Origin of the sequence: Mycolicibacterium lacusdiani, assembly GCF_021916785.1 — a bacterium.
In the GTDB taxonomy this organism is placed as follows: Bacteria; Actinomycetota; Actinomycetes; order Mycobacteriales; family Mycobacteriaceae; genus Mycobacterium; species Mycobacterium lacusdiani.
In genome coordinates, this window is sequence record NZ_JAKCFC010000008.1 from 133,340 (window position 1) to 155,769 (window position 22,430).

Consider the following 22,430-nt stretch of genomic DNA (forward strand, 5'->3'; position numbering starts at 1 on the left):
CCGTCAGCCGAACAGCACCGCGCGGTTGAGATAGCAGTCGGGGTCGAACGCCGTCTTGAGCGCACGCATCGCCGCGATGTCCTCGGGGGTGCGCGACATCCGAAGATAGTCGCGCTTGCGGCTGCCCACCCCGTGCTCGGAACTGACGTTGCCGCGGTTGTCGGCGATCAGCGTCATCATCGCCGAGTACAGCGCGCGCTCGGCGTCGCCGTCGAGCGCGCAACGCACCAGGTTCAGATGCAGGTTGCCCTCCCCGACGTGGCCGAACAGCACCGGGATCGCGTCGGATGCGTGGTCGGCGACCAGGGCCGTCGCGGCGGCGGCGAAACCCGGCACGTTCGCGAGCGGCAGTGAGACGTCGAACTTCAGCGGCGGCCCGTACCTGCCGAGCACGTCGGCCACCGATTCGCGCACGGACCACAGGCGCTGTGCGGCAGCGGAATCCACGCCGACGGCCGGATCGCCCACCAGGTCGGCCCGGCCGAGCGCATCGGCCAGCCGCTCGGTCTGGTCGGTGTCACCGGCCAGTTCGACCAGCAGCTGCCATGCGCCGTCGACGGGTGCGGCCACGCCGAGGTGCTCGGCAGTCAGCGCGCTCGCCCGCGCATCGATCAGTTCCAGGGCGGCGATGCCGTCGGCGTCGCGCAACTCGCGGCCCAGTGCGATCAGCGCGCCCAGGTCGTCGAACCCGACGACCGCCGTCACGCGGTGGGCCGGCGTCGGGTGTAGTCGCACGTCGAGCGCGGTGATGACACCGATGGTGCCTTCGGCGCCGACGAACAGCGACGTCAGGTCGTAGCCGGTGTTGTCGCGGCGAACCTCGCTGTGCCTGCGCACGATCGAGCCGTCGGGCAGGGCGACGTCGAGGCCGAGGATCTGTTCGGCCATGTTCCCGTACCGCACGGTGCGCAGGCCGCCGGCATTCGTCGAGGCCATTCCGCCGATGGTCGCGGTGTCGCGTGAGGCAAGGTCGACTCCGAACACCAAAGCCGTTGCGCCCGCCGCCTTCTGCAGTGCCGCCGCGGTCACGCCCGCGCCCACCCGCACGCGGCGCTCGGCCGCGTCGATCGGCCCGATGCCGGTCAGCCGCTCGGTCGAGAGCAGCACGTCGTGGTGTTCGGGCACGGTTCCGGCGACCAGTGACGTCCGGCCGCCCTGCACCGTCACGTTCGCGCCCGCGTCACGGCATGCGCGCAGCACGCCCGCCACCTCGTCGGCGTCGCCGGGACGCACCAGCGCGCGGGCGTTCCCCCGGTAACGGCCGGTGTAGTCGACGCAGCGGCCCACCAGTACGTCGGGATCGGTGCTGACGTGACGCGCGCCGACGATCTCGGCGAGGCGGTCGATCAGCGAATCGGTCACGTCGTGGGTGTACCACAGGCGACGGGTCGGCCCGCCGACCCGTCGGTCAGCGCGAGGAACGCCCCGAGCCCGATCAATCCGTCGGGCGTGGACGGCAGGTAGTCGGTGAGGTGGAGCGACCGGACGATCACCGCCGCGTACTTTGCCCGGCTGATCGCGACGTTGAGCCGATTCCGGTTGAGCAGGAACGAGATTCCGCGCGGGACGTCGTCGGCCGAGGACGCCGTCATCGAGACGAACACCACCGGCGCCTGCCTGCCCTGGAACTTGTCGACCGTGCCGACCTCCACCTCTGCCAGTCCTGCCGCGTCGAGCCGGCGGCGCAGCGTCAGCACCTGGGCGTTGTACGGAGTGACGACCAGGACGTGCCGCTGGGTGAGCGCCGTGGGGCCGTCCTCGTCGGTCCACGTGGCGCCGAGCAGGCGTTCGATCTCGCCGACGATCGCGTCGGCCTCCTCCGGGCTCTCGGTGGAGTTGCCGTCGTGGTTCACCGTCAGCACGCGCACCCCCGGCTCGACGCCGTCGAGGCGGCGGGCAGCGCTGACGTCCTCCCGCGAGTGCAGGCGGCCGTCGTAGGACAGCCGCGACACCGGCGCGCACACCGCCGGGTGCATCCGGTACGAGAGGTCGAGGAAGTAGCCGCGCTCGGGCGGGAGCGTGTGCTCGCCGTCGACGAGCCAGCCGAGCGCCGAGTGGTCGACCGGCTCCGGGTGGGTGCCCTGGCTGACCTGCGGTAGCTGCTGCGGGTCGCCGAGCAGCAGCAGGTTCGTCGCCGCGGCCGCCACGGCGATCGTGTTGGCGAGGCAGAACTGACCCGCCTCCTCGACGACGAGCAGGTCCAGGCTGCCCCTGGGCACGCGGCCGTCGTTGGCGAAATCCCATGCCGTTCCGCCGATCACGCACCCGTCGTGGTCGGCGATGAACCCGGGGTAGTCCTTCTCGTCGACGTCCTGCCACGGTCCGCCGGGGCTCTTCTTCTTGCCGACGCGCTGCGGGTCGACGCCTGCCTCGATCACGCACCCGAGGAGGTTCTCGACCACGGCGTGCGACTGCGCGACGACGCCGACACGCCACCCGCGGGCGACGAGTCGAGCGATGACGTGGGCCGAGGTGTAGGTCTTGCCCGTGCCCGGCGGACCGTGCACGGCGAGATACGAGGAGTCGAGGTCGAGCAGCGCCGCGGTGATGTCGTCGACGGTCTGGCCGGTGCGGGGGAGCCCGCCGCCGCTGACGGTGCGCGGCGGGCGCCGCAGCAGGATGTCGGTGACGGCGTCAGCGGGCAGGTTCGGCAGGCTGGCGCCGATGAGGGTCGCCGCCGACTCGATCGCGGTCTGCAGCGGCTTCTTGCCGATCGGCGGGCCGGGCGTGAATGCGAATGGGGTCTCGTCGAAGCAGCCGCCGTCCTTCGGTTCGCGCTCCATGATGACGACCTCGGTCGGCATCGACGGGTCGTCGCAATCCACCGGGGTGGCCGGACCCCACATCCGTCGGTCGGGGTCGCCGGCGAGGCCCGTCGGACCCGGCGGGGCGTACAGCGCGTACAGCTCCCTGCCGAGTTCGCCGGAGGCGAGTTCGCCGGTGACCCGGAGCTGGCGCTGCTGCTTGCGGGCCTTGGCAGGCTTGTGCCAGTCGGCGACTACCTCGGCGGTCTCGACCATGAACACCCCGCCGTCGTCGGCCCACTCGTCGACCGGGTTGTTGATGCGGTCGAAGTGCGCCCACCAGAACGGCTTGTCCTCGCGCTGGTGGTACCCGCGCGCTGCCGAGACCATGGCGACGGCGGTCTGTTCGGCGCTGCGCTCCTCGGTGCCGTCACCTGCGAACCGCAGCAGCGTGCGCTCGAGGTCGTCGGCGATCTCCCCCGTCGCGGCGGCGGCCTCGTCGCGGACCTGCTGTGGTCCGCGGGGAGGCACCTCGGATTCGATCGCGCGGGCCATCAGCCAGTCGCGCAGTCTGCGCGTCGACCGGCAGTCGTAGCGGTTGTAGTCCTCGATCTGCTTGAGCACGACGGCCGCGTCGTCGGCGCGACCGGCGTCGCGCAACGCGGTGAACTCGGCGTACTGCGTGATGGAGTCGGTGGCCGTGGTGACTTCGCCGTCGCGCAGCTCGTTGCCCATGTACAGCGGCTCGAGGTACTTGATGCTGTAGCTCTCGGTGCCGACCCGAATGCTCTTGCGCACCAACGGGTAGAGGTCGACGAGCGTGCCGCTGCGGAGCAGGTCGTCGACCTCGTTCTCGCCGACGCCGTAGCGGCCCGCCAGCCGCAGCAGCGTGCTCTTCTCGTAGGCCGCGTAGTGGTAGACGTGCATGCCGGGGTAGCGCTTGCGCCGCTTGCGCACGAACGCGAGGAAGTCGACGAGCGCCTGACGTTCACTGGCCCTGTCGTGCGCCCAGAACGGGGTGAACTCGTCGGTGACGCTCAAGACGCCCCACAGGTACTCCAGGCCCCACTCGCGGCCGTCGACCGTCCACAGCGGGTCGCCCTCGAAGTCGAAGAACAGGTCGCCCTTGTTCGCGTCGGGCAGCGCCATCAGGGGTTGGGCGTCGATGACCTCGTACGGCGGCTTGCCGTCCACCCGGTCGGCCACCTGCAGTCGCGCCTGGGCGGTGAGCGCCGTGACCGTGCGCGCGGCGAGTTCGTCGACGGCGCCGTGGTGGTCGGCCAGGTCGCGAACGGTCGTGATGCCTGCATCCAGCAGACGTGCGCGCTGGCTCACCCGCATGCCCGCGACGAGCACGAGGTCGTCGTGGGCGCGCACCTGCACCTCGCATTCCGGGCAGCGGAAGCACGCCCGGATCGACTCGTCCTCCCAGGTGACCGGCGCGTTGCCGGCCAGGTGGTCGTCGAGCAGGCGCTGCAGTGCGGCCCGCCGCGGCAGGTACACGGGGAGCAGCTCGTCGATCCGGTAGCGGGCGATCGCGCCGTCGCCGAGCACCAGTTCGACCTCGGGCGCCACGGGCACGCCGCTGCGCTGCAACGTGTCGGCGTAGGCGGCGAGCTGCAGCAGCGCCTCCACCTTCACCGAGCGGGCCAGCTTGGTGTCGCGCAGCCGGTACTGGTCGCCATCGTCGGCGGTCTCGAGGATCAGGAAGTCGGCGAACCCGACGAAGCGACCGTCGAACATGGCGGCCTGGTAGATGGCGGGGGCGCGGCGCTCGACGGCGGCCCGGGTGGCCTCGGCGGCCGCGGTCAGCCCGGCGACGGTGTAGGTCGGCTTGCCGATGACCACCGCGTTGCCGTCGAGTTCGTCGCGGAGTTCGTCGAGGTGACGCTGCTCGTGCTCGTCGCCGAGCTGAGCGGTGCGGGCCAGCAGCGCATCGTCGGTGGTGATCCGCGGGCCCCGGCCGAGCTGACCGTCGAACGACCGCAGCAAGGCGTACTCGCAGCGCGCCGCCGCAGCGAGATCCGAAGCGCTGTAGACGACTTGGCGGTCGGCGCCTCCGGTCAGGAACATCCTGGCCACTCTAGGCCAGCGGTCCGACACGGGGCCGGGATCGGCCGCGCCGCTGCTAGCCGGTGTTGCCGATCAGCTCGACGCCGTTGCCGTTCCAGCGGAACCGCACCACGCTCTTGAGGCCCGTCGAGCCGCTCGAGTACATCAGTGCCACCGTGTCGCCGGTGGTCGCGGTGTCGTCGATGCCGTTGAACCCATAGGTGTCGGGCACGCCGGTCGGGATGAACTTGCCGAGGTGGAACAGCACCGCGCGGGTGTTCGGGTTGTCGGCATTGGTGTTGGCCTTGATCACCACTGCCGAGAGCGGCGCGCACTCGTTGTAGTTGCCCGCAAGTGGCTCGGGGCTCCAGGGCTGATTGCTCCGCGGATCGCGGGGCAGCTCGGAGACCGCCTTCGCGATCTCGGGCGCCGCGAGGTTCACCGCGCACGGATCTGCGGGTGGAGGTGTCGCGGTCGGTCCCGCGGCGATCGTCGGCTCGACGGGCGGTGGTGCACTCGTCGCGGTCGGCGCGACGGATGCGCTGCCCTCCGGGGTCTTGGAGACGGTCGAGTCGCTGGAACCGCAGCCGGCGAGTAGCACGGCCACCAGCACTGCGGGGCCCAGAACCCGTCGCTTCGCCCGCCCCACGAGGCCATTTTCCCGTCGCTTCGCTCGCCCCAGGCGTCTCACATCACCGCACGGTACCCGTCGTCACACGTGCGAGGCGGTTGGCGGTCGCGAGAACCCGTAGACTCTTCACTCGATGACGTCGCCTGATTCGGATGCCCCGAGCACCGAGACCACCTTCGCCGACCTGCAGATACACCCCGAGGTGCTGCGGGCCGTAGCTGACGTCGGCTATGAAACGCCGTCGCCGATCCAAGCCGCAACCATTCCCGCGATGCTGGCGGGCTCCGACGTGGTCGGCCTCGCGCAGACCGGAACGGGCAAGACCGCAGCGTTCGCGATCCCGATCCTGTCGAAGATCGACACCAACAGCCGCATCACGCAGGCGCTGGTGTTGGCACCGACCCGCGAACTCGCGCTGCAGGTCGCAGAGGCATTCAGCCGCTACGGCGCCCACCTGCGCGTCAACGTCCTGCCGGTGTACGGCGGCTCGTCGTACGGCCCGCAGCTGGCAGGTCTCAAGCGCGGAGCGCAGATCGTGGTGGGAACGCCCGGCCGCGTGATCGACCACCTGGACAAGGGCAGCCTGGATCTCTCGCATCTGGACTACCTGGTGCTCGACGAGGCCGACGAGATGCTGCAGATGGGCTTCGCCGAGGACGTCGAACGCATCCTCGAGGGCACCCCGGAGTACAAGCAGGTGGCGCTGTTCTCGGCCACCATGCCCCCGGGCATCCGCAAGATCACCAGCAAGTACCTGCACGACCCGGTGCAGGTGAAGGTCGAGTCGAAGACCGCGACCGCCGACAACATCACCCAGCGCTACATCCAGGTGGCGGGCCCGCGGAAGATGGACGCGCTGACCCGCCTGCTCGAGGTCGAGCCGTTCGAGGCGATGATCGTCTTCGTCCGCACCAAGCAGGCCACCGAAGAGGTCGCCGAGAAGCTGCGCGCACGGGGGTTCTCCGCCGCGGCCATCAACGGCGACATCGCCCAGGGCGTGCGCGAGCGGACCATCGCGCAGCTCAAGGACGGGTCGATCGACATCCTCGTCGCGACCGACGTCGCGGCCCGCGGCCTCGACGTCGAGCGCATCTCGCACGTGCTGAACTACGACATCCCGCACGACCCGGAGTCCTACGTGCACCGGATCGGCCGCACCGGCCGCGCTGGCCGATCGGGCACCGCGCTGCTCTTCGTGTCGCCGCGGGAGCGGCACCTGCTCAACTCCATCGAGCGGGTCACGCGGCAGAAGCTCGTCGAGTCGCAGCTACCGTCGGTCGACGACGTCAACGCCCAGCGCGTGGAGAAGTTCCGCGACTCGATCACCAACGGCTTGAGCAACCCGGGGATCGACCTGTTCCGCAAGCTGATCGAGGCCTACGAGCGCGATCACGACGTGCCGATGGCCGACATCGCCGCGGCCCTGGCGCTGCAGAGCCACGACGGTGGCGAGTTCCTGATGACCGAACCGCCGCCGGAGAAGCGTCGCGAGCGTCCGGATCGCGACGACGGCCCCCCGCGCAAGCGGCGTGACACCCGCGACGACCTCGCCACCTACCGCATCGCGGTCGGCAAGCGGCACAAGGTGATGCCCGGCGCCATCGTCGGGGCGATCGCGAACGAGGGCGGCCTGCACCGCAGCGACTTCGGACACATCGCGATCCGGCCGGACTACTCGCTGGTCGAGCTGCCCAAGAAGCTGTCACACGAGACGCTCAAAAAGCTGGAGCACACCAAGATCCAGGGTGTGCCGATCAACTTGACGCTCGATCGCGGCCCCAAGCCTTATCGAGGCAACAAGCCGAAGTGACGACCCGGGGCGAGCGGAGCGACGGGGGATGACGCGGGGCGAGCGGAGCGACGGGGGATGACGCGGGGCGAGCGGAGCGACGGGGGATGACGCGGGGCGAGCGGAGCGACGGGGGATGACGCGGGGCGAGCGGACGGAGTTCCGGCCGGATACGGCCGAGGGCGGCCTGGAGTCGGCGGGTCCCAGTCGGGTCGACTCCCTCACGGGCATTCGCGCCGTCGCGGCAATCCTGGTCGTCCTCACCCACGCGGCGTACACCACGGGCAAGTACACCCACGGCTACCTTGGGCTGGTCTACTCGCGCATGGAGATCGGCGTGCCGATCTTCTTCGTGCTGTCGGGTTTCCTGTTGTTCAGCCCCTGGGTGCGTGCCGCCGCCCGCGGCGGCGCGTCGCCGTCGGTGTCGCGCTACGCCTGGCACCGCGTGCGGCGCATCATGCCTGCCTACGTCGTCACCGTGCTGGTGGCCTACGCGCTGTACCACTTCCGCATGGCGGGCCCGAACCCCGGGCACACGTGGGTGGGCCTGTTCCGCAACCTCACGCTGACGCAGATCTACACCGACCAGTACTGGATCACGTTCCTCCACCAGGGGCTGACCCAAATGTGGAGCCTCGCCGTCGAGGCCGCGTTCTACGTCGCGCTGCCCGCGCTGGCGTACCTACTTCTGGTGGTGCTGTGCCGCAGGCAGTGGCGGCCAGGGATGCTGCTCGGCGGCCTGGTGGCGCTCGGGTTGATCACGCCGGCGTGGCTGGTGCTGGTGCACACCACCGACTTCCTGCCCGACGGTGCCAAGCTGTGGCTTCCGGCCTACCTGGCGTGGTTCGTGGGCGGCATGATCCTGGCGGCACTGCGCGAGATGGGTGTCAACGGCTACGCACTGCTGTGCATCCCGTTGGCGCTGGTGTGCTACTTCATCGCATCGACGCCGATCGCGGGGGCGCCGACGACCGCCCCGTCCGAACTCCGTGAGGGCCTGGCCAAGGCGCTGTTCTACGCCGTCATCGCCACGCTGATCGTGGCGCCGCTGGCGCTGTCGAATCGCGGGCTGTACGCCCGTGCGATGGCGAGCAGGCCGATGGTCTTCCTGGGTGAGATCTCCTACGAGATCTTCCTGATTCACCTCGTCACGATGGAGTTGGCGATGGTCGAGATCCTGCACTTCGGGATCTACACCGGGTCCATGTTCTGGTTGTTCGTGGCGACGATGGTGATCACCGTGCCACTGGCGTGGCTGCTGCACCGGTTCACGCGCGTGCGTTCGTAGACCAAGATCGCACACTGTTGGAAAGGCCTGCGGACGTTCGTGGCGGGCCCGTAGGCTGAGTCCCTCGCACTCCAGCCAGGGGGTCGAGATCGCCTCCGCGGCGATGACTTCGGCGATCGGACTCCCTTTCGTGAGCACGCCTGACGGATCGCCGGTGGTCCGGCGCGACATCCTCCCCATCCCGGACCCGCAGCACGTCGGATTGACGACGTACGACGCGAAGGACCCCAACACCAAGTACCCCCCGATCACCACGCTGCGGCCGCCCGAGGGGGCGCCCAACGTGCTGATCGTTCTGATCGACGACGTCGGCTTCGGAGCGTCGACCGCCTTCGGCGGTCCCTGCAACACGCCGGTGGCCGATCGGCTCGCCGCGAATGGCCTCAAGCTCAACCGCTTCCACACGACGGCGCTGTGCTCGCCGACGCGCCAGGCGTTGCTCACCGGCCGCAACCACCACTCGGTTGGGATGGGCGGCATCACGGAGATCGCCACGTCCGCGCCGGGGTACAGCAGCATCCGGCCCAAGGACAAGGCGCCGATCGCAGAGACGTTGCGGCTCAACGGGTACTCGACGAGCCAGTTCGGCAAGTGTCACGAGGTGCCGGTGTGGGAGGTGTCGCCGGTCGGGCCGTTCGGGCAGTGGCCCACCGGCTCGGGGTTCGAGCACTTCTACGGATTCATCGGCGGCGAGGCCAACCAGTACTACCCAGGCCTCTACGAGGGCACCAAGCCCGTCGAACCGGAGAAGACGCCCGAGGAGGGCTACACGCTCAACGAGGACTTGGCCGATCGCGCGATCACCTGGGTTCGCCAGCAGCAGGCGCTGACGCCCGACAAGCCGTTCTTCATGTACTACGCGCCGGGCGCCACGCACGCCCCGCACCACGTCCCCAAGGAGTGGTCCGACAGGTACGCGGGGAAGTTCGACGAGGGCTGGGACGTGCTGCGCGAGCAGATCCTGGCGAGGGAGAAGGAGCTCGGCGTCGTGCCCGCCGACGCCGAACTGACCGAGCGGCACGACGAAATCCCGGCCTGGAACGACATGTCCGACGAGTTGAAGCCCGTATTGGCCCGGCAGATGGAGATCTACGCCGGCTTCCTCGAGCAGACGGACCACGAAATCGGCCGCCTGATCGACGCGATCGAGGACCTCGGCGCGCTCGACGACACGCTCATCTACTACATCCTCGGCGACAACGGCGCCTCCGCAGAGGGCACGCCCAAGGGTTGCTTCAACGAGATGGTGACGCTGAACGGTCTTCCCGACATCGAGACGGACGAGTTCCTGCTGTCGAAGATCGACGACTTCGGCACCGCCGACGCCTACAACCACTACGCGGTGGGCTGGGCGCACGCGCTGTGCACGCCGTACCAGTGGACCAAGCAGGTCGCCTCGCACTGGGGCGGCACCCGCAACGGCACGATCGTGCACTGGCCCGCGGGCCTCGCGGACAAGGGATTGTCGCGCAACCAGTTTCACCACGTCATCGACGTCGCGCCCACGATCCTAGAGGCAGCGGGCATTCCCGCGCCCACGATCGTCAACAGCATTCAGCAGGCGCCGCTCGAGGGTACGAGCATGCTGCGCACCCTGCGTGACGGCGACGCGCCGGAGACCCACGACGTGCAGTACTTCGAGATGTTCGGCAATCGTGGCGTCTACCACCAGGGGTGGACCGCGGTCACCAAGCACCGCACGCCCTGGCTGGCGGATCAGCCTGCCCTCGACGAGGACAGGTGGGAACTGTACGGCCCCGACGATTGGTCGCAGGCCCACGACCTGGCCCGCGAGCAGCCCGCGAAACTGGCTGAGCTACAACGGCTCTGGCTGATCGAAGCCGTGAAGTACAACGTTCTGCCCATCGACGACCGGTCCGTCGAGCGCTTCCTGCCGGAGGTCGCAGGTCGGCCGCAGTTGATCCGCGGCACCACGCAGACGCTGTTCGCCGGCATGCGTCTCCTGGAGAATTGCGTCCTGAACATCAAGAACAGGTCGCACACCGTCAGCGCCCGCGTCACCGTGCCAGACTCAGGTGCGAGCGGTGTGATCGTCGCCCAGGGCGGTGGCGTCGGCGGGTGGTCGCTGTACGCGCACGAGGGCAGGTTGAAGTACTGCTACAACTTCTTTGGCATCGAGTACTTCTACGTCACGGCCGACGAGGCGTTGCCGGCGGGCGAGCACGAGGTGGCGATGCACTTCGCCTACGACGGAGGCGGTCTCGGCAAGGGCGGGACGGTCACGCTGCACCATGACGGCAGCGCAGTGGGCTCGGGTCGCGTGGAGCGGACCGAACCCATGGCGTTCTCCGCCGACGAGGCGTGCGACGTCGGTTCGGACACCGGATCGCCTGCGTCGCAGGACTACGGGCCCCACGGCAACCGATTCACCGGCACGATCGCATGGGCGAAGATAGACATCGGGGACGACAGCCATGATCACCTCGTGACCGCCGAGGACAAACTAGCCATCTCGATGGCCCGGCAGTAGGTCACCGAGCGGTCCGGCCGCCGATCACCACCATGGGGAGCACGAAGTCCTCGAGCATGGTGCGCTCGTCGGCCTCGTCGCGCCCCGGAAACACCAGCAGCGAGACCATGATCCGGACCAGCCACCGGGCGCGCCGCGCGACGTCGTCGACGCCCAGTGACGTCAGGTAGGCCTCGGTCAGTCCACCGATCACCTCCGAGCGCTCGGCCATCTCACCACCGATCGGGCGTTGCGCGGGCGCGAACCAGGACGACAGCGCCGGGCTCTGGCGTACCCGGCGTAGCGCTGCGAGGACGACGCCCACGATGCGGTCGCCCGGGTCGGCGGAAGCGACGGGCTCGTCGGCCAGATCGCGGAACACCCGCTGGGCCTCTCGGTGCACGTAGGCGGTGTAGAGGGCGTCGCGGTTCTCGAAGTAACGGTAGAGCGTCGCCCGCGAGCACCCCGACGCCTTCGCGACGTCGTTCATGCCGATGCTCGCCGCGTCCCGGTGGGCGAACAGTTCGTCAGCCGCATCGAGGATGCGGTCGACGGCCGCCTCGCTACGGCTGCCGGACAACCAGTCGCCGGCCATCACCGGGCCGCCCGCGGGAGGACTGAGAACGGAACCGAGAGCGGCCGTCGGACGTAACTGCCGCCCGCCCAGACGATTCGATCCTCGTCGACCTCGAAGTCGGGAATGCGCGTCAGTAGTTCCTCGAGTGCGACTCTGGATTGCATGCGGGCCGCTGCAGCGCCGAGGCAGTGGTGAGCGCCGTGACCGAAGGTCAGGATGTTGCGCGGTTTGCGCGTGACGTCGAGTTCGCCTGCGTCGCCGCCGTATTGACGCTCGTCGCGGTTGGCCGAGCCGTAGAGGAACATGACGCGGCGACCCGCGGGGATCGTGGTGTCGCCGATGGTCACGTCGCGGGTGGCCGTGCGGCCGAGCATCTGCACCGGCGAGGTGAGCCGCAGGAATTCGTCGACGGCGTCGCCGATCAGTTCCGGGTGGCCGGCCAGGAGTGTGCGCTGATCGGGCCGTTGATGCAGCAATTGCACGGTGCCGCCGAGCATCCCGGTCGTCGTGTCATTGCCGCCCGTGACCATCGTGAACGTGAACGCGAGGATTGACAGCACGCCGGTGATGTCGCCGTCGGCGCCGACGCCCGCGGCGACCAGGTGCGAGACGGTGTCGTCCTCTGGTTCGGCGCGCCGGCGTTCGATCAGGGCGGTGAAGTAGGCCATCATGCCGCCGAGCGCATCGCCGAGGCTCGCCAGTGCGCCGCCGACGCCCCCTTCGGAGGTGTTGGCCGCCACGATGGCCTCGGTCCATCCGTCGAACTGGTCGCGGTCCTCCTCGGGCACCCCGAGATAGTGCGCGACGACCATCGACGGCAGCGGTTTGAACAGGTCGGCGACGATGTCCCCGCCGCCGTCGGCGCGCAGGCGTTCGATGCGCCGCACGACGAACTCGCGGACCGTGGGCTCGACGGCCTCGACCTGCCGGGGCGTGAACCCGCGTGAGACCAGCTTGCGGAACTCGGTGTGCACCGGCGGGTCCTGCATGACCATCGGCGGGTTGTCGGCCAGCCCGATGAGGTCGAGTTCGCCGTAGTTGACCGTCAGGCCCTGGGCCGACGAGAAGGTCTGGTGGTCGCGCGCCGCGGCGAAGACGTCGGAGTGTCGGGAGAGCACGTAGTAGTCGTGTTCGGGATCGTCGGCGGGCACGACGTGATGGACGGGGTCGTGGTCGCGCAGGGCGCGGTACATGGGCCACGGGTCCGGCCACGTCGCCGGCGTCGCCAGGTGGGAGGCGGCCGCGCCGTGAGACAAATCCGTCGTCATGTCTCATGACTACGACAAAGGGCGGCAGATGTCAACGGCTCATCATGGGCCCGCCCGCTCCGAAAGCTGGTAAGGCTACCCTTAGTGCTGCGGACGAGCCGTCGTCGAAGGCGCCGCCGCGGGGAGGAGGCACCCGATGGCACGCGGACTGCAAGGCGTGATGATGCGCGGCTTCGGCGCACGTGACCACGAGGTGACGGTGCTCGGATCCGAACCGCTGGCACCGAACTTCCTGCGGATCCACCTGGTCTCTCCGACGGTGTTCGATGACGCCGAGGCAGAACCCACGTCGTGGCTGCGGTTTTGGTTCCCCGATCCCGACGGCTCCGACACCGAGTTCCAGCGGGCGTACACCATCTCCAGCGCCGACACGGAGACCGGCCACTTCTCCATCGACGTCGTGCTACACGAACCGGCGGGGCCCGCGTCGGCTTGGGCGCGGCGCGCAGAGCCGGGAACGACGATCTCGGTCATGTCGATGGGATCGAGGGGCTTCTCGGTCCCCGACGACCCCGTCGACCGGCCCGCCGGTTACCTGGTGATCGGCGACCCGGCGTCGACGCCCGCCATCAACGGCATCATCGGCGCGGTACCCCACGACATCCCGGTCGAGGTCTACCTCGAGCAACACCACGACGAAGACGCGCTGATCCCGCTCGCCGAGCACCCACGCCTCACCGTGCACCGCGTCGCCCGGCAGGGCCCGACGTCGCTCGCCGCGGCCATCGAGTGCAGGGACTGGTCGAACTGGCACGCGTGGGCCGGCCCAGAGGCCGGAGCGCTCAAGCACGTCCGGACGCGGCTGCGCGACGAGTTCGGGTTCCCCAAGCAGGAGATCCACGCCCAGGCCTACTGGACCGAGGGCCGCGCGATGGGCACCAAGCGCGGTGACGACAAGCCCACCGCGGCGCCCGCGGCCGAACCCGCGCCGACGCCCGTCGCCCCGACACCGGCGGCGCCCGCCCGCGGGAGTTGGCGCGCGCAGGCGGCGGGCCGGTTGCTCGCACCGCTACGGACGCCGCTCATCGTCTCCGGCGTCCTGCAGGCGCTGATCACGCTGATCGAACTCGCGCCGTTCGTCCTCCTCGTCGAACTGGCCCGGCTGCTGCTGACCGGCGCCGACGAGGCCCGACTGTGGACGCTCGGCGTCGCAGCCCTGGTGCTCCTGGGCGTCGGCACCACCCTGTCCGCCGGGCTGACGCTGTGGCTGCACCGCATCGACGCACGCTTCGCCCACGACCTGCGCGTCCGCCTGCTCACCAAGATGTCGCGAGTGCCATTGGGCTGGTTCACCGCTCGCGGGTCGGGCTCGGTCAAGCAACTGGTCTCCGACGACACGCTGTCACTGCACTACCTCGTCACCCACGCCATCCCGGACGCGGTCGCCGCAGTCGTCGCGCCGGTGGCCGTGCTGGTCTACCTGTTCGTGGTCGACTGGCGGATCGCGCTGTCGCTGCTCGGGCCGGTGCTGGTGTACCTGGTCCTGATGTCGGCGATGACCATCCAGTCCGGCAACCGCATCACCCAGGCGCCGCGCTGGGCGGAGCGGATGAACGGAGAGGCCGGCGCCTATCTCGAGGGCCAGCCGGTCGTGCGGGTGTTCGGTGGCGCCGCGGCATCGAGCTTCCGCCGCAGGCTCGACGACTACATCGCGTTTTTGGTGGCGTGGCAGCGTCCGTTCGTCGGCAAGAAGACGCTGATGGATCTGGTGACCCGGCCCGCGACGTTCCTCTGGCTCATCATGGTCGTCGGAACGCCCCTGGTGGTCGCGGGACGGATGGACCCGGTCGACCTGCTGCCATTCCTTCTGCTGGGCACGACCTTTGGAGCCCGGCTGCTCGGCATCGGCTACGGCCTCGGCGGAATCCAGGGCGGGATGCTGGCCGCCCGGCGCATGCAGACGGTGCTCGACGAACCGGAACTGGCCGTGGGAACCGATGGCGATTCGTGCGGGTCTGCCGTCGGCGAAACGGTCGAGTTCGACCGCGTCACGTTCGGCTACCGGCCCGAGGTTCCGGTCATAAACGACGTCACGCTGACGCTGCGTCCGGGCACGGTGACCGCGCTCGTCGGACCCTCCGGATCGGGCAAGTCCACGCTCGCGTCGCTGGCCGCGCGTTTCCACGACGTGCAGCGCGGCGCGATCCGCGTCGACGGCACAGACGTGCGCAACCTGTCGGCCGACGACCTGTATCGCAGCGTCGGATTCGTGCTGCAGGACGCGCAATTGGTGCAGGGCACGGTTGCGGAGAACATCGCGCTCGCCGAACCCGGTGCCGACGCCGAACGCATCGAGAGGGCCGCCCGCGACGCCCGGATCCACGACCGGATCACGCGCATGCCCGACGGTTACGACACCGTGCTCGGAGCGGCGTCCGGTCTGTCCGGAGGCGAGCGTCAGCGCCTCACCATCGCGCGGGCCATGCTCGCCGACACCCCGGTGCTGATCCTCGACGAGGCAACGGCTTTCGCCGACCCCGAATCGGAGTACCTGGTCCAGCAGGCGCTCAACCGGCTCACCCGGGACCGCACGGTGCTGGTGATCGCCCACCGGCTGCACACCATCACCCACGCCGACCAGATCGTCGTACTCGACCACGGCACGGTCGCCGAAGTCGGTACGCACGACGAACTGATCGCCAAGGTCGGTCGCTATCGCGCCCTGTGGGAGTCCGGCCAACCCGTCGCGGCAGGCGCGGGGCGGGAGGCGAGCCGATGATCCGCACCCTGCTGGCACTGATGCCGACCGACCGCAGGGGCAGGGTCGGCGGCTACGCCACGCTGACGGTCCTGTCGGTCCTGCTGCGCGCCGCGGGCACCGTCCTGCTGGTGCCGCTGATCGCCGCGCTGTTCAGCGACGCACCACAGCGCGCATGGGCGTGGCTCGGCTGGCTCTCGGCCGTCACCGTGATCGGCTGGATCGTCGACTACGTCACCGCCCGAATGGCTTTCGACCTCGGCTTCGCAGTCCTCGACAGCACGCAGCACGACATGGCAGACCGCCTGCCCACCATCCGACTCGACTGGTTCACCAACGACAACACCGCTACGGCGCGGCAGGCGATCGCCGCCACCGGGCCCGAACTCGTCGGTCTGGTCGTGAACCTGCTGACCCCGCTCATCGGCGCCGTACTGCTGCCTGCCGCGATCGCCCTTGCCCTGCTGGCGATCTCGCCAACACTCGCCCTGGCCGCGTTGGCCGGTGTCGTGGTCCTGCTCGGTGCGCTGTGGCTGTCGGGAAGGCTCAGCCATGAGGCCGACCAGGTCGCCGCCGAGACCAACACGGCGTTCACCGAACGCATCATCGAGTTCGCCAGGACGCAGCAGGCGTTGCGCGCCGCCCGTCGCGTCGAACCCGCCCGCAGTTCCGTCGGCGCGGCCCTCGAGGCGCAGCACGGCGCGACCTTGCGCCTGCTCGGCATGCAGATTCCTGGCCAGCTGCTGTTCAGTCTCGCCAGCCAGGCGGCACTGATCGGCCTCGCGGGCATGACGACCTACTCGACGGTGCGCGGCGAGCTGGGCGTGTCGGAGGCGATCGCGTTGATCGTGGTGGTCGCACGCTATCTCGAGCCGTTCGCCGCGCTCGCCGAGCTGGCGCCCGCGCTGGAGTCGACGCGTGCCACGCTCGGCCGGATTCAGACCGTGCTCGACGCGCCGACGTTGTCCGCCGGTGTCGCTACGGCCGACGACCCGGCCGCGCCGCCCCGCATCGAATTCGAGGGCGTCACGTTCGGCTACGGCGACGAGGTCGTGCTCGACCGGGTGAGCTTCACGCTCGAGCCCGGCGCGACCACCGCGATCGTCGGGCCCTCGGGGTCCGGCAAGAGCACGGTGCTCGCGCTGATCGCCGGTCTGCACCAGCCCACCAGCGGCCGGGTGCTATTCGACGGCGTCGACCTGGCGCTGCTCGACGACGCCGCCCGCCGGGCCGCAGTGAGCGTCGTGTTCCAGCACCCCTACCTGTTCGACGGAAGCATCCGGGACAACGTGCTCGTCGGCGATCCCGACGCCGATCCGGAGACGGTCGCTGGTGCGATGCGACTCGCGCGGGTCGACGAACTGACCGGCCGGCTGCCCGATGGCGATCAGACCGTGGTGGGGGAGGCGGGCTCTGCGCTGTCCGGCGGTGAGCGACAGCGGGTCAGCATCGCCCGCGCTCTACTCAAGCCGGCGCCGGTGCTCCTGGTCGACGAGGCCACCAGCGCACTGGATACCGAGAACGAGGCTGCGGTCGTCGACGCCCTGACCGCCGACCTGCGCCCACGAACCCGGGTGATCGTCGCGCACCGGCTCGCCAGCATCCGGCACGCCGATCGCGTGTTGTTCTTGGAGGCCGGCCGCGTGGTCGAGGATGGCAGCATCGACGCGCTGCTCGCCGAAGACGGCCCGCACCGCCGCTTTCGGGAGTTCTGGACCCAGCAGCGCGACGCCGCCGACTGGCAGATAGCCGCGCGCGGGTAGCGCCGTGGTTTCGGCGGGGCAGCTAGAGCCCGGCGCCGGGATTCAGGATGTCGTCAGGGTCGAGCGCAACCTTTATGCGGCGGTTGAGTTCCATCGCCTCGGGGCCCAGGTAGCCGGCCAGCCAGGGCCGCTTCAATCGGCCGACGCCGTGCTCGCCGGTGATGGTTCCGCCCAAACCGACTGCCAAGTCCATGATCTCGCCGAACGCCGTGTGCGCGCGTTCGGTCATCGCGGCGTCGGACGGGTCGAACACGACCAGCGGGTGGGTGTTGCCGTCGCCGGCGTGGGCGATCACCGAGATCATCAGCCCGTGCTGCTCGGCGAGCTTCTCGACCCCGCTCACCAGTTCGGCCAGTGCGGGTAGCGGCACGCCGACGTCCTCGAGCAGTAAAGAGCCCTTGGCCTCGACCGCGGGGATCGCGTAGCGACGGGCCGCCACGAACGCCTCGCCCTCGTCGGGGTCGGCGGTGGTGAACACCTCCGTCGCGCCGTGCTCGGTGAACACCGACGCCATGTACTCGGTGTCCTCGACGCCTGCGGGCCCGCGGTCGTCGGAGGCGGCGACCATCATCGCCGCGGCGTTGCGGTCCAGTCCCATCTTGAGCTTGTCCTCGACCGCGTTGATCGCGACGGCGTCCATGAACTCGAGCATCGACGGCCGGATGCGTCCGGTGATCTCGACGACGGCGTCCGCGGCGGCGGCGACGGAGTCGAACGACGCCACGACCGTGCAGCCGCGGTGTTGGGCGGGAAGCAGTTTCAGCGTCGCCTCGGTGACGATGCCGAGCGTGCCCTCGCTGCCGACGAACAGCTTCACCAGGCTCAGCCCTGCGACGTCCTTCAGGCGGGGACCGCCGAGGCGGACCGCGGTGCCGTCGGCCAGCACCACCTGGACGCCGAGCACGTAGTCGGTCGTCACGCCGTACTTCACGCAGCACAGCCCGCCCGCGTTCGTGGCGATGTTCCCGCCGATGCTGCAGATTTCGTAGGACGACGGGTCCGGCGGGTACCAGAGGCCGTACTCGGCGACCGCCTTCTTGACCTCGGCGTTGAACAGGCCCGGCTGGGTGACGGCGGTGCGGGTCACGGGGTCGATGGCGATGTCCCGCATCAGTTCCGTCGATAGCACCAGGCCACCGTCGAGCGCCGTCGCGCCGCCCGACAGCCCGGTCCCGGCGCCGCGCGGGACCACGGGCACGTGGTGCGCCGTCGCCCACCGCATGACGGTCTGCACCTCCTCGGTGCGACGGGGTCGCACGACCGCCAGCGGTGTCCCCGCGTCGGGGTCGGCGGCGCGATCCTGACGGTACGACCCCAGGATGTCGGGATCGGTGACGACGGTGCCGTCTGGCAGTTCGGCGATCAAGGCGCTCAGCGCTGAGTCCATCACCCGATCGTAGGCGTCATGCCGAGAGCGCCGCGTCGAACTGCGCACCGTCGACACCCAGTGGCGCGGACCGAACTCGGTGCGGTGCACCTCGAACCCGAAGCCCGGCAGCGCGGCGAACGTCGCATCGGCATCCAGGGCGACGATGGCGTCGGGGTCGCGGGCAGCCCACGCCTCGACGTAGCGTCGTAGAGCTGAGCCAGTGACGTCGGCGCGCTCACAGGACCGCGAACCCGCGATAGTGCACCTCCGACAACGACACCTGATTGATCGCGACCGTGTGCACGGCGTTGATCCAGCGGTACCGCTCGTCGTCGGTGTCGAACAACGGGCTGGATCGGGCGACCATCTCGTCGTGGCGGATCAGTTCGCCCGCGGCGTACCGGGCTGCCGCCTCCGGTCCCATCCGAACGCGGCCGGTGTTCGTGACGTGGACGTATGCGCCGTCGTCGGTGCGGAGTGTGCCCCGCACGTCGAGCCGGGCGACGCGGTCGGTGCCGAACAGGATCCAGTCGCCCCCGCCCGGCAGGATGTCACCTGCGATGCGCGGGCCCTCGCACCGCCCATGTCGCACGACGTAGGTGAAGCGGGTGCCCACGGGTGTCTCGAAGATCTGCACCGGGTCGAAGGCGATCCGGATGTCGAGCAGGTGCTCGAAGGCGGGGCTCGCGTCGATGTCGACGAGATCGGTTGTCATGGCTGACCTTTCACAGTGGGCGGATGGCGGACGTCATCGATGGTGCGAGGCGGGCCGGGTCGGGCACGTCGAGCCGGCGTCGGTGACGTCGATGCGCCGCAGCATCAGCGGCGAGGGAGAAGGTTGGTAGGTGCCATGCGCGACGCTAACTCGTGATACTTGGAAAAAACAAGTACTCGGTTGGATTATCCAATCGGCGGCTAACATCGGGGACGTGGCGTCCCGTTCCTATGGTCAGCACTGCGCCGTCGCGAAGAGCCTCGACCTCGTCGGCGACCGCTGGACGCTGCTCGTCGTCCGGGAATTGCTCGACGGGCCACGCCGCTACGGCGACCTGCTCACTGCCCTCACGCCGATCGCCACCGACATGCTGGCGAGCCGGCTGCGCGATCTCGAGGCAAACGGTCTGGTGTGCAAGCGCGCGATGCCCCGGCCCGCGACCGGCGCCACCTACGAACTCACCGACGACGGACTCGCACTCGAGGACGTCGTGCACGCCTACGCCCGGTGGGGACGCCACCTGATGAGCCGCCGGGCCGCCAGCGACGTCGTCCGGCCCGAATGGCTGGTGCGCGCCGTGCGGGCCTACGTGCTCGACGATCGCAGCGGGCCCCCGGTCACCTTCCGGCTCGACATGCCCGAGGGTAGCGTCACGATCCGTATCGATGCCGACGGGGTCGACACCGTCGACGACGACGCACCGGTCGACGTCACCCTCAGCGGTCACGTCGAAACCCTGGCCACGGCAATGGATCCGGCGCAGGTGGCCGATCTGGTGGCGGCCGGGCGGCTGCGGATCGATGGCGACCCGGACGCCACCCGCAGGCTGGCGTCGATGTTCGCCCCACCCCGGCGCAGGGCGGGTTAGGCCCGGTCGAGTTCGCGCAGCGCAGGCAGGAACAGCGCCGCGAGACCCAGCACCAGCATCGGGATCGACAGCGCGAGGAACGTCACGTGCAGCCCCGCGGTGTCGGCGAGCGGACCCGCGACGATCAGGCCCAGCGGCCCGGCCGCGTAGGCCAGCGAGCCCATCACGCCGACCACCCGGCCGCGCAGGTGCGGCGGCGCCTGGGTTTGCATGACGTAGTTGTAGATCGGCGCGATCGGGCCGTAGACCAGACCGACGATCGCCGACAGCACCAGGATTACCGGCAGCGGCGGCAGGAACGCGATCACCGTCATCGCCACGCCGAGCACGAGCAGCGCGACGAGCATGACCGTCCGCCGCTTGGCGTACTTGGACAGCACGGCGTAACCGAGCGCGCCGATGACGCCACCGATCGCGAGCGACATCAACACCCAACCCAGCTGTGCCGGCTCGTCCTTGTCGGTGAAGTACTTCGGGAACAGCACGCTCTCCATCGGCATGTAGAGACCCGTCGCCGTCAGGTCGACGACGGCCAGCGTGCGCAGGACGCGGTTGCGCCACACGAACCGCAGGCCCTCGACGATGCCCGCCCAGACCTGGGGCAGCTCGTCGCGGTTCGGCGTGCCTGCACCCTCGAGGCGCAGCACGGCGATGGCCGCGATCGACAGCACGAACGCGCCCGCCGTCACCCACATCGTGTCGATGCCACCCACGGTGGCGATCAGGAGGCCGCCGATACCCGGGCCGACGATGTAGGACAGGTTGAAGATGGCCTCGTACGCGCTGTTCGACCGGTCGAGCGTCCAGCCCGCCCGTTGCGCGGCCTCGGGCAGCATGGTCTCGCGCGCCGTCATCCCGGCCGGATCGAAGAAGGCCCCGAGCGCGGCCAGCCCGGCCAGCACTGCCACGTTGATCGCGTCGACGCCGAATACCAGGGCGATCACCGGCACCGCAGCGACCGACAACGCCGACAGCAGGTCGGAGATCATCGACACCACGCGCCTGCCGAGGTAGTCGACCGCCGCACCCGCGATCAGCGTTGCGACCAGCAGCGGCAGCGTGCCCGCCATCGCCACGATCGAGGCCTCGACCGCAGAACCGTTGCGCTGCAACACCAGCCACGGGAATGCCACCAGCGAGATGCCGTTGCCCGCTCCGGCGGTGAGCGCTGCGAAGAAGATCAGGTACAGCGGCCCGTACTTGGTGTTGATCATGGATATCGCGGCTGAATGTAGCAGCGGGGGAGTCCCGGTAGCGACGGGTTTTCGCGCCGCGGGCACAGTGGTGGTGTGCTGCTGCCCCATCCCCGCACGGGCGAGATGTTCGCCTCACCGGTCCCGCCAGGCGTCGGCTGGCCGGGGGATCCGGCCAGGCCGGACACCCGGGTGGCGAAGACCCCTGCAGGCGTGCGGGCGATGGCGAAGCGGATGACCGACGTGGCCGACGTGGACGCCGCGGTCAGCGTCTGCCGGGCCTGCCCACGGCTGGTCAGGTGGCGCGAGGACGTCGCGCTGGCCAAGCGCCGCTCGTATGCGACCGAGCCCTACTGGGGCCGCCCGGCGCCCGGGTTCGGTTCGGCCACGCCGTCGGTCCTGCTGCTCGGTCTGGCCCCGGCCGCGCACGGCGCCAACCGGACGGGCCGGGTGTTCACCGGCGACCGCAGCGGTGACTTCCTGTTCGCGGCAATGCACCGCGCGGGCCTGGCCACGTCAGCGGTGAGCGTCGATGCCGCCGACGGCCTCGAACTCGTCGACACCCGGGTGGTCGCGGCCGTGCGGTGCGCTCCGCCCGACAACGCGCCGACGCCCGAGGAGCGCGCGGCCTGCGCGCCGTGGCTCGACGCCGAATGGCGTCTGATCGCGCCCACCGTGCGGGTGATCGTCGTGCTGGGCGGCTTCGCCTGGCGCGGCGCGCTCGACATGCTGCGCACCGCTGGCGTGAAGGTGCCCAGCCCGCTGCCGAAGTTCGGCCACCTCGCGGCCGCGCGCATCGGCGACGTCACGCTGCTCGGCTGCTACCACCCCAGCCAGCAGAACACCTTCACCGGCCGGCTCACCCCCGCGATGCTCGACGAGGTGTTCGTCACGGCCAAGACCCTCGCCAACGCGTGATTTCGGCGCGCTTTCCCGCGCTCACCGCGGGCGAACGCGCCCAAATCGCTGAGAAATGTGGGGAACGGACCGGCCGCCGAACGCGTT

The 22,430-nt window shown here is 69.8% G+C and carries 16 protein-coding genes; 8 read left to right on the forward strand and 8 right to left on the reverse strand.

The features are described from left to right. Positions 1 to 3 precede the first annotated feature (3 nt). From LOK44_RS22170 to LOK44_RS22180, 3 genes are read right to left on the reverse strand one after another with little or no spacing between them, the layout of a single operon-like run. Positions 4 to 1,362 (reverse strand): FAD-binding oxidoreductase, encoded by a 1,359-nt coding sequence (locus LOK44_RS22170; protein ID WP_237572252.1) that lies wholly within the window; start codon positions 1,360 to 1,362, stop codon positions 4 to 6. Beyond that, the gene (locus tag LOK44_RS22175) at positions 1,359 to 4,817 is read right to left on the reverse strand and encodes a TM0106 family RecB-like putative nuclease (protein WP_237572253.1); all 3,459 of its coding nucleotides are present in this window, start codon (positions 4,815 to 4,817) and stop codon (positions 1,359 to 1,361) included. The genes LOK44_RS22170 and LOK44_RS22175 overlap by 4 nt, the downstream gene beginning before the upstream one ends. 55 nt (positions 4,818 to 4,872) lie before the next feature. After that, positions 4,873 to 5,445 carry an LppP/LprE family lipoprotein gene (locus tag LOK44_RS22180; RefSeq protein WP_237572254.1) on the reverse strand — a complete coding sequence of 191 codons (573 nt, stop codon included), beginning with the start codon at positions 5,443 to 5,445 and terminating at the stop codon, positions 4,873 to 4,875. Positions 5,446 to 5,560: 115 nt separating this feature from the next. Between LOK44_RS22180 and LOK44_RS22185 the strand changes: the two genes are divergently transcribed. From LOK44_RS22185 to LOK44_RS22195, 3 genes are all read left to right on the forward strand, one after another. Then, on the forward strand, positions 5,561 to 7,237 hold the full coding sequence (locus tag LOK44_RS22185; RefSeq protein WP_237572255.1) for a DEAD/DEAH box helicase: 1,677 nt from the start codon (positions 5,561 to 5,563) through the stop codon (positions 7,235 to 7,237). A gap of 115 nt (positions 7,238 to 7,352) precedes the next feature. Beyond that, complete coding sequence (locus LOK44_RS22190) at positions 7,353 to 8,504, forward strand: acyltransferase family protein (RefSeq protein ID WP_237572256.1); 1,152 nt, start codon at positions 7,353 to 7,355, stop codon at positions 8,502 to 8,504. Positions 8,505 to 8,607: 103 nt separating this feature from the next. Continuing rightward, entirely contained in the window at positions 8,608 to 10,995 is a 2,388-nt protein-coding gene (locus LOK44_RS22195; RefSeq protein ID WP_372481291.1) for an arylsulfatase, read from the forward strand. A 1-nt stretch (position 10,996) separates the two neighbouring features. Here the strand turns inward: LOK44_RS22195 and LOK44_RS22200 are convergent, their stop codons facing one another. Beyond that, on the reverse strand, positions 10,997 to 11,569 hold the full coding sequence (locus LOK44_RS22200) for a TetR/AcrR family transcriptional regulator (RefSeq protein ID WP_237572257.1): 573 nt from the start codon (positions 11,567 to 11,569) through the stop codon (positions 10,997 to 10,999). Then, positions 11,569 to 12,819, reverse strand: a complete 1,251-nt coding sequence (locus LOK44_RS22205) for a cytochrome P450 (RefSeq protein ID WP_237572258.1) — start codon at positions 12,817 to 12,819, stop codon at positions 11,569 to 11,571. The genes LOK44_RS22200 and LOK44_RS22205 overlap by 1 nt, the downstream gene beginning before the upstream one ends. A 136-nt stretch (positions 12,820 to 12,955) precedes the next feature. On the opposite strand from LOK44_RS22205, the gene LOK44_RS22210 reads away from it, so the two are divergent. Then, positions 12,956 to 15,538: an ABC transporter ATP-binding protein/permease gene (locus LOK44_RS22210; protein WP_237572259.1), complete on the forward strand. Its 2,583-nt coding sequence runs from the start codon at positions 12,956 to 12,958 to the stop codon at positions 15,536 to 15,538. Next, positions 15,535 to 17,280 carry an ABC transporter ATP-binding protein gene (locus LOK44_RS22215; protein WP_237572260.1) on the forward strand — a complete coding sequence of 582 codons (1,746 nt, stop codon included), beginning with the start codon at positions 15,535 to 15,537 and terminating at the stop codon, positions 17,278 to 17,280. The genes LOK44_RS22210 and LOK44_RS22215 overlap by 4 nt, the downstream gene beginning before the upstream one ends. Before the next feature lie 22 nt (positions 17,281 to 17,302). On the opposite strand, the gene LOK44_RS22220 is transcribed toward LOK44_RS22215, so the two are convergent. Beyond that, positions 17,303 to 18,667, reverse strand: coding sequence for an FAD-binding oxidoreductase (locus LOK44_RS22220; RefSeq protein WP_237572261.1), 1,365 nt, complete (start codon positions 18,665 to 18,667; stop codon positions 17,303 to 17,305). A gap of 60 nt (positions 18,668 to 18,727) precedes the next feature. Here LOK44_RS22220 and LOK44_RS29815 point away from each other — a divergent pair, with 60 nt between their 5' ends. Beyond that, positions 18,728 to 18,859 carry a hypothetical protein gene (locus tag LOK44_RS29815; RefSeq protein ID WP_283817883.1) on the forward strand — a complete coding sequence of 44 codons (132 nt, stop codon included), beginning with the start codon at positions 18,728 to 18,730 and terminating at the stop codon, positions 18,857 to 18,859. A 25-nt stretch (positions 18,860 to 18,884) separates the two neighbouring features. Here LOK44_RS29815 and LOK44_RS22225 read toward each other — a convergent pair whose 3' ends face one another. Next, positions 18,885 to 19,364 carry a DUF3237 domain-containing protein gene (locus tag LOK44_RS22225; RefSeq protein ID WP_237572262.1) on the reverse strand — a complete coding sequence of 160 codons (480 nt, stop codon included), beginning with the start codon at positions 19,362 to 19,364 and terminating at the stop codon, positions 18,885 to 18,887. A 214-nt stretch (positions 19,365 to 19,578) separates the two neighbouring features. Here LOK44_RS22225 and LOK44_RS30005 point away from each other — a divergent pair, with 214 nt between their 5' ends. After that, a complete protein-coding gene (locus LOK44_RS30005) occupies positions 19,579 to 20,232 on the forward strand; it encodes an HxlR-like winged helix-turn-helix transcriptional regulator (RefSeq protein WP_237572263.1) in 654 nt (217 codons plus the stop codon). Here LOK44_RS30005 and tap read toward each other — a convergent pair. After that, positions 20,229 to 21,446, reverse strand: coding sequence for a multidrug efflux MFS transporter Tap (tap, locus tag LOK44_RS22235; protein WP_237572264.1), 1,218 nt, complete (start codon positions 21,444 to 21,446; stop codon positions 20,229 to 20,231). The genes LOK44_RS30005 and tap overlap by 4 nt on opposite strands. Before the next feature lie 105 nt (positions 21,447 to 21,551). On the opposite strand from tap, the gene LOK44_RS22240 reads away from it, so the two are divergent. Then, positions 21,552 to 22,343, forward strand: a complete 792-nt coding sequence (locus LOK44_RS22240; protein WP_283817891.1) for a uracil-DNA glycosylase — start codon at positions 21,552 to 21,554, stop codon at positions 22,341 to 22,343. Positions 22,344 to 22,430 lie beyond the last annotated feature (87 nt).

Excerpts from the sequence above, each read along its gene's own strand:
- LOK44_RS22240 (WP_283817891.1), top strand. The coding sequence starts at position 21,552 with ATGTTCGCCTCACCGGTCCCGCCAGGCGTCGGCTGGCCGGGGGATCCG.
- LOK44_RS22210 (WP_237572259.1), top strand. The coding sequence starts at position 12,956 with ATGGCACGCGGACTGCAAGGCGTGATGATGCGCGGCTTCGGCGCACGT.
- LOK44_RS22205 (WP_237572258.1), bottom strand. The coding sequence starts at position 12,819 with ATGACGACGGATTTGTCTCACGGCGCGGCCGCCTCCCACCTGGCGACG.
- LOK44_RS22185 (WP_237572255.1), top strand. The coding sequence starts at position 5,561 with ATGACGTCGCCTGATTCGGATGCCCCGAGCACCGAGACCACCTTCGCC.
- LOK44_RS22220 (WP_237572261.1), bottom strand. The coding sequence starts at position 18,667 with ATGGACTCAGCGCTGAGCGCCTTGATCGCCGAACTGCCAGACGGCACC.
- LOK44_RS22225 (WP_237572262.1), bottom strand. The coding sequence starts at position 19,364 with ATGACAACCGATCTCGTCGACATCGACGCGAGCCCCGCCTTCGAGCAC.
- LOK44_RS22200 (WP_237572257.1), bottom strand. The coding sequence starts at position 11,569 with ATGGCCGGCGACTGGTTGTCCGGCAGCCGTAGCGAGGCGGCCGTCGAC.
- LOK44_RS22190 (WP_237572256.1), top strand. The coding sequence starts at position 7,353 with ATGACGCGGGGCGAGCGGACGGAGTTCCGGCCGGATACGGCCGAGGGC.
- LOK44_RS22215 (WP_237572260.1), top strand. The coding sequence starts at position 15,535 with ATGATCCGCACCCTGCTGGCACTGATGCCGACCGACCGCAGGGGCAGG.
- LOK44_RS22195 (WP_372481291.1), top strand. The coding sequence starts at position 8,608 with ATGACTTCGGCGATCGGACTCCCTTTCGTGAGCACGCCTGACGGATCG.
- LOK44_RS22175 (WP_237572253.1), bottom strand. The coding sequence starts at position 4,817 with ATGTTCCTGACCGGAGGCGCCGACCGCCAAGTCGTCTACAGCGCTTCG.
- tap (WP_237572264.1), bottom strand. The coding sequence starts at position 21,446 with ATGATCAACACCAAGTACGGGCCGCTGTACCTGATCTTCTTCGCAGCG.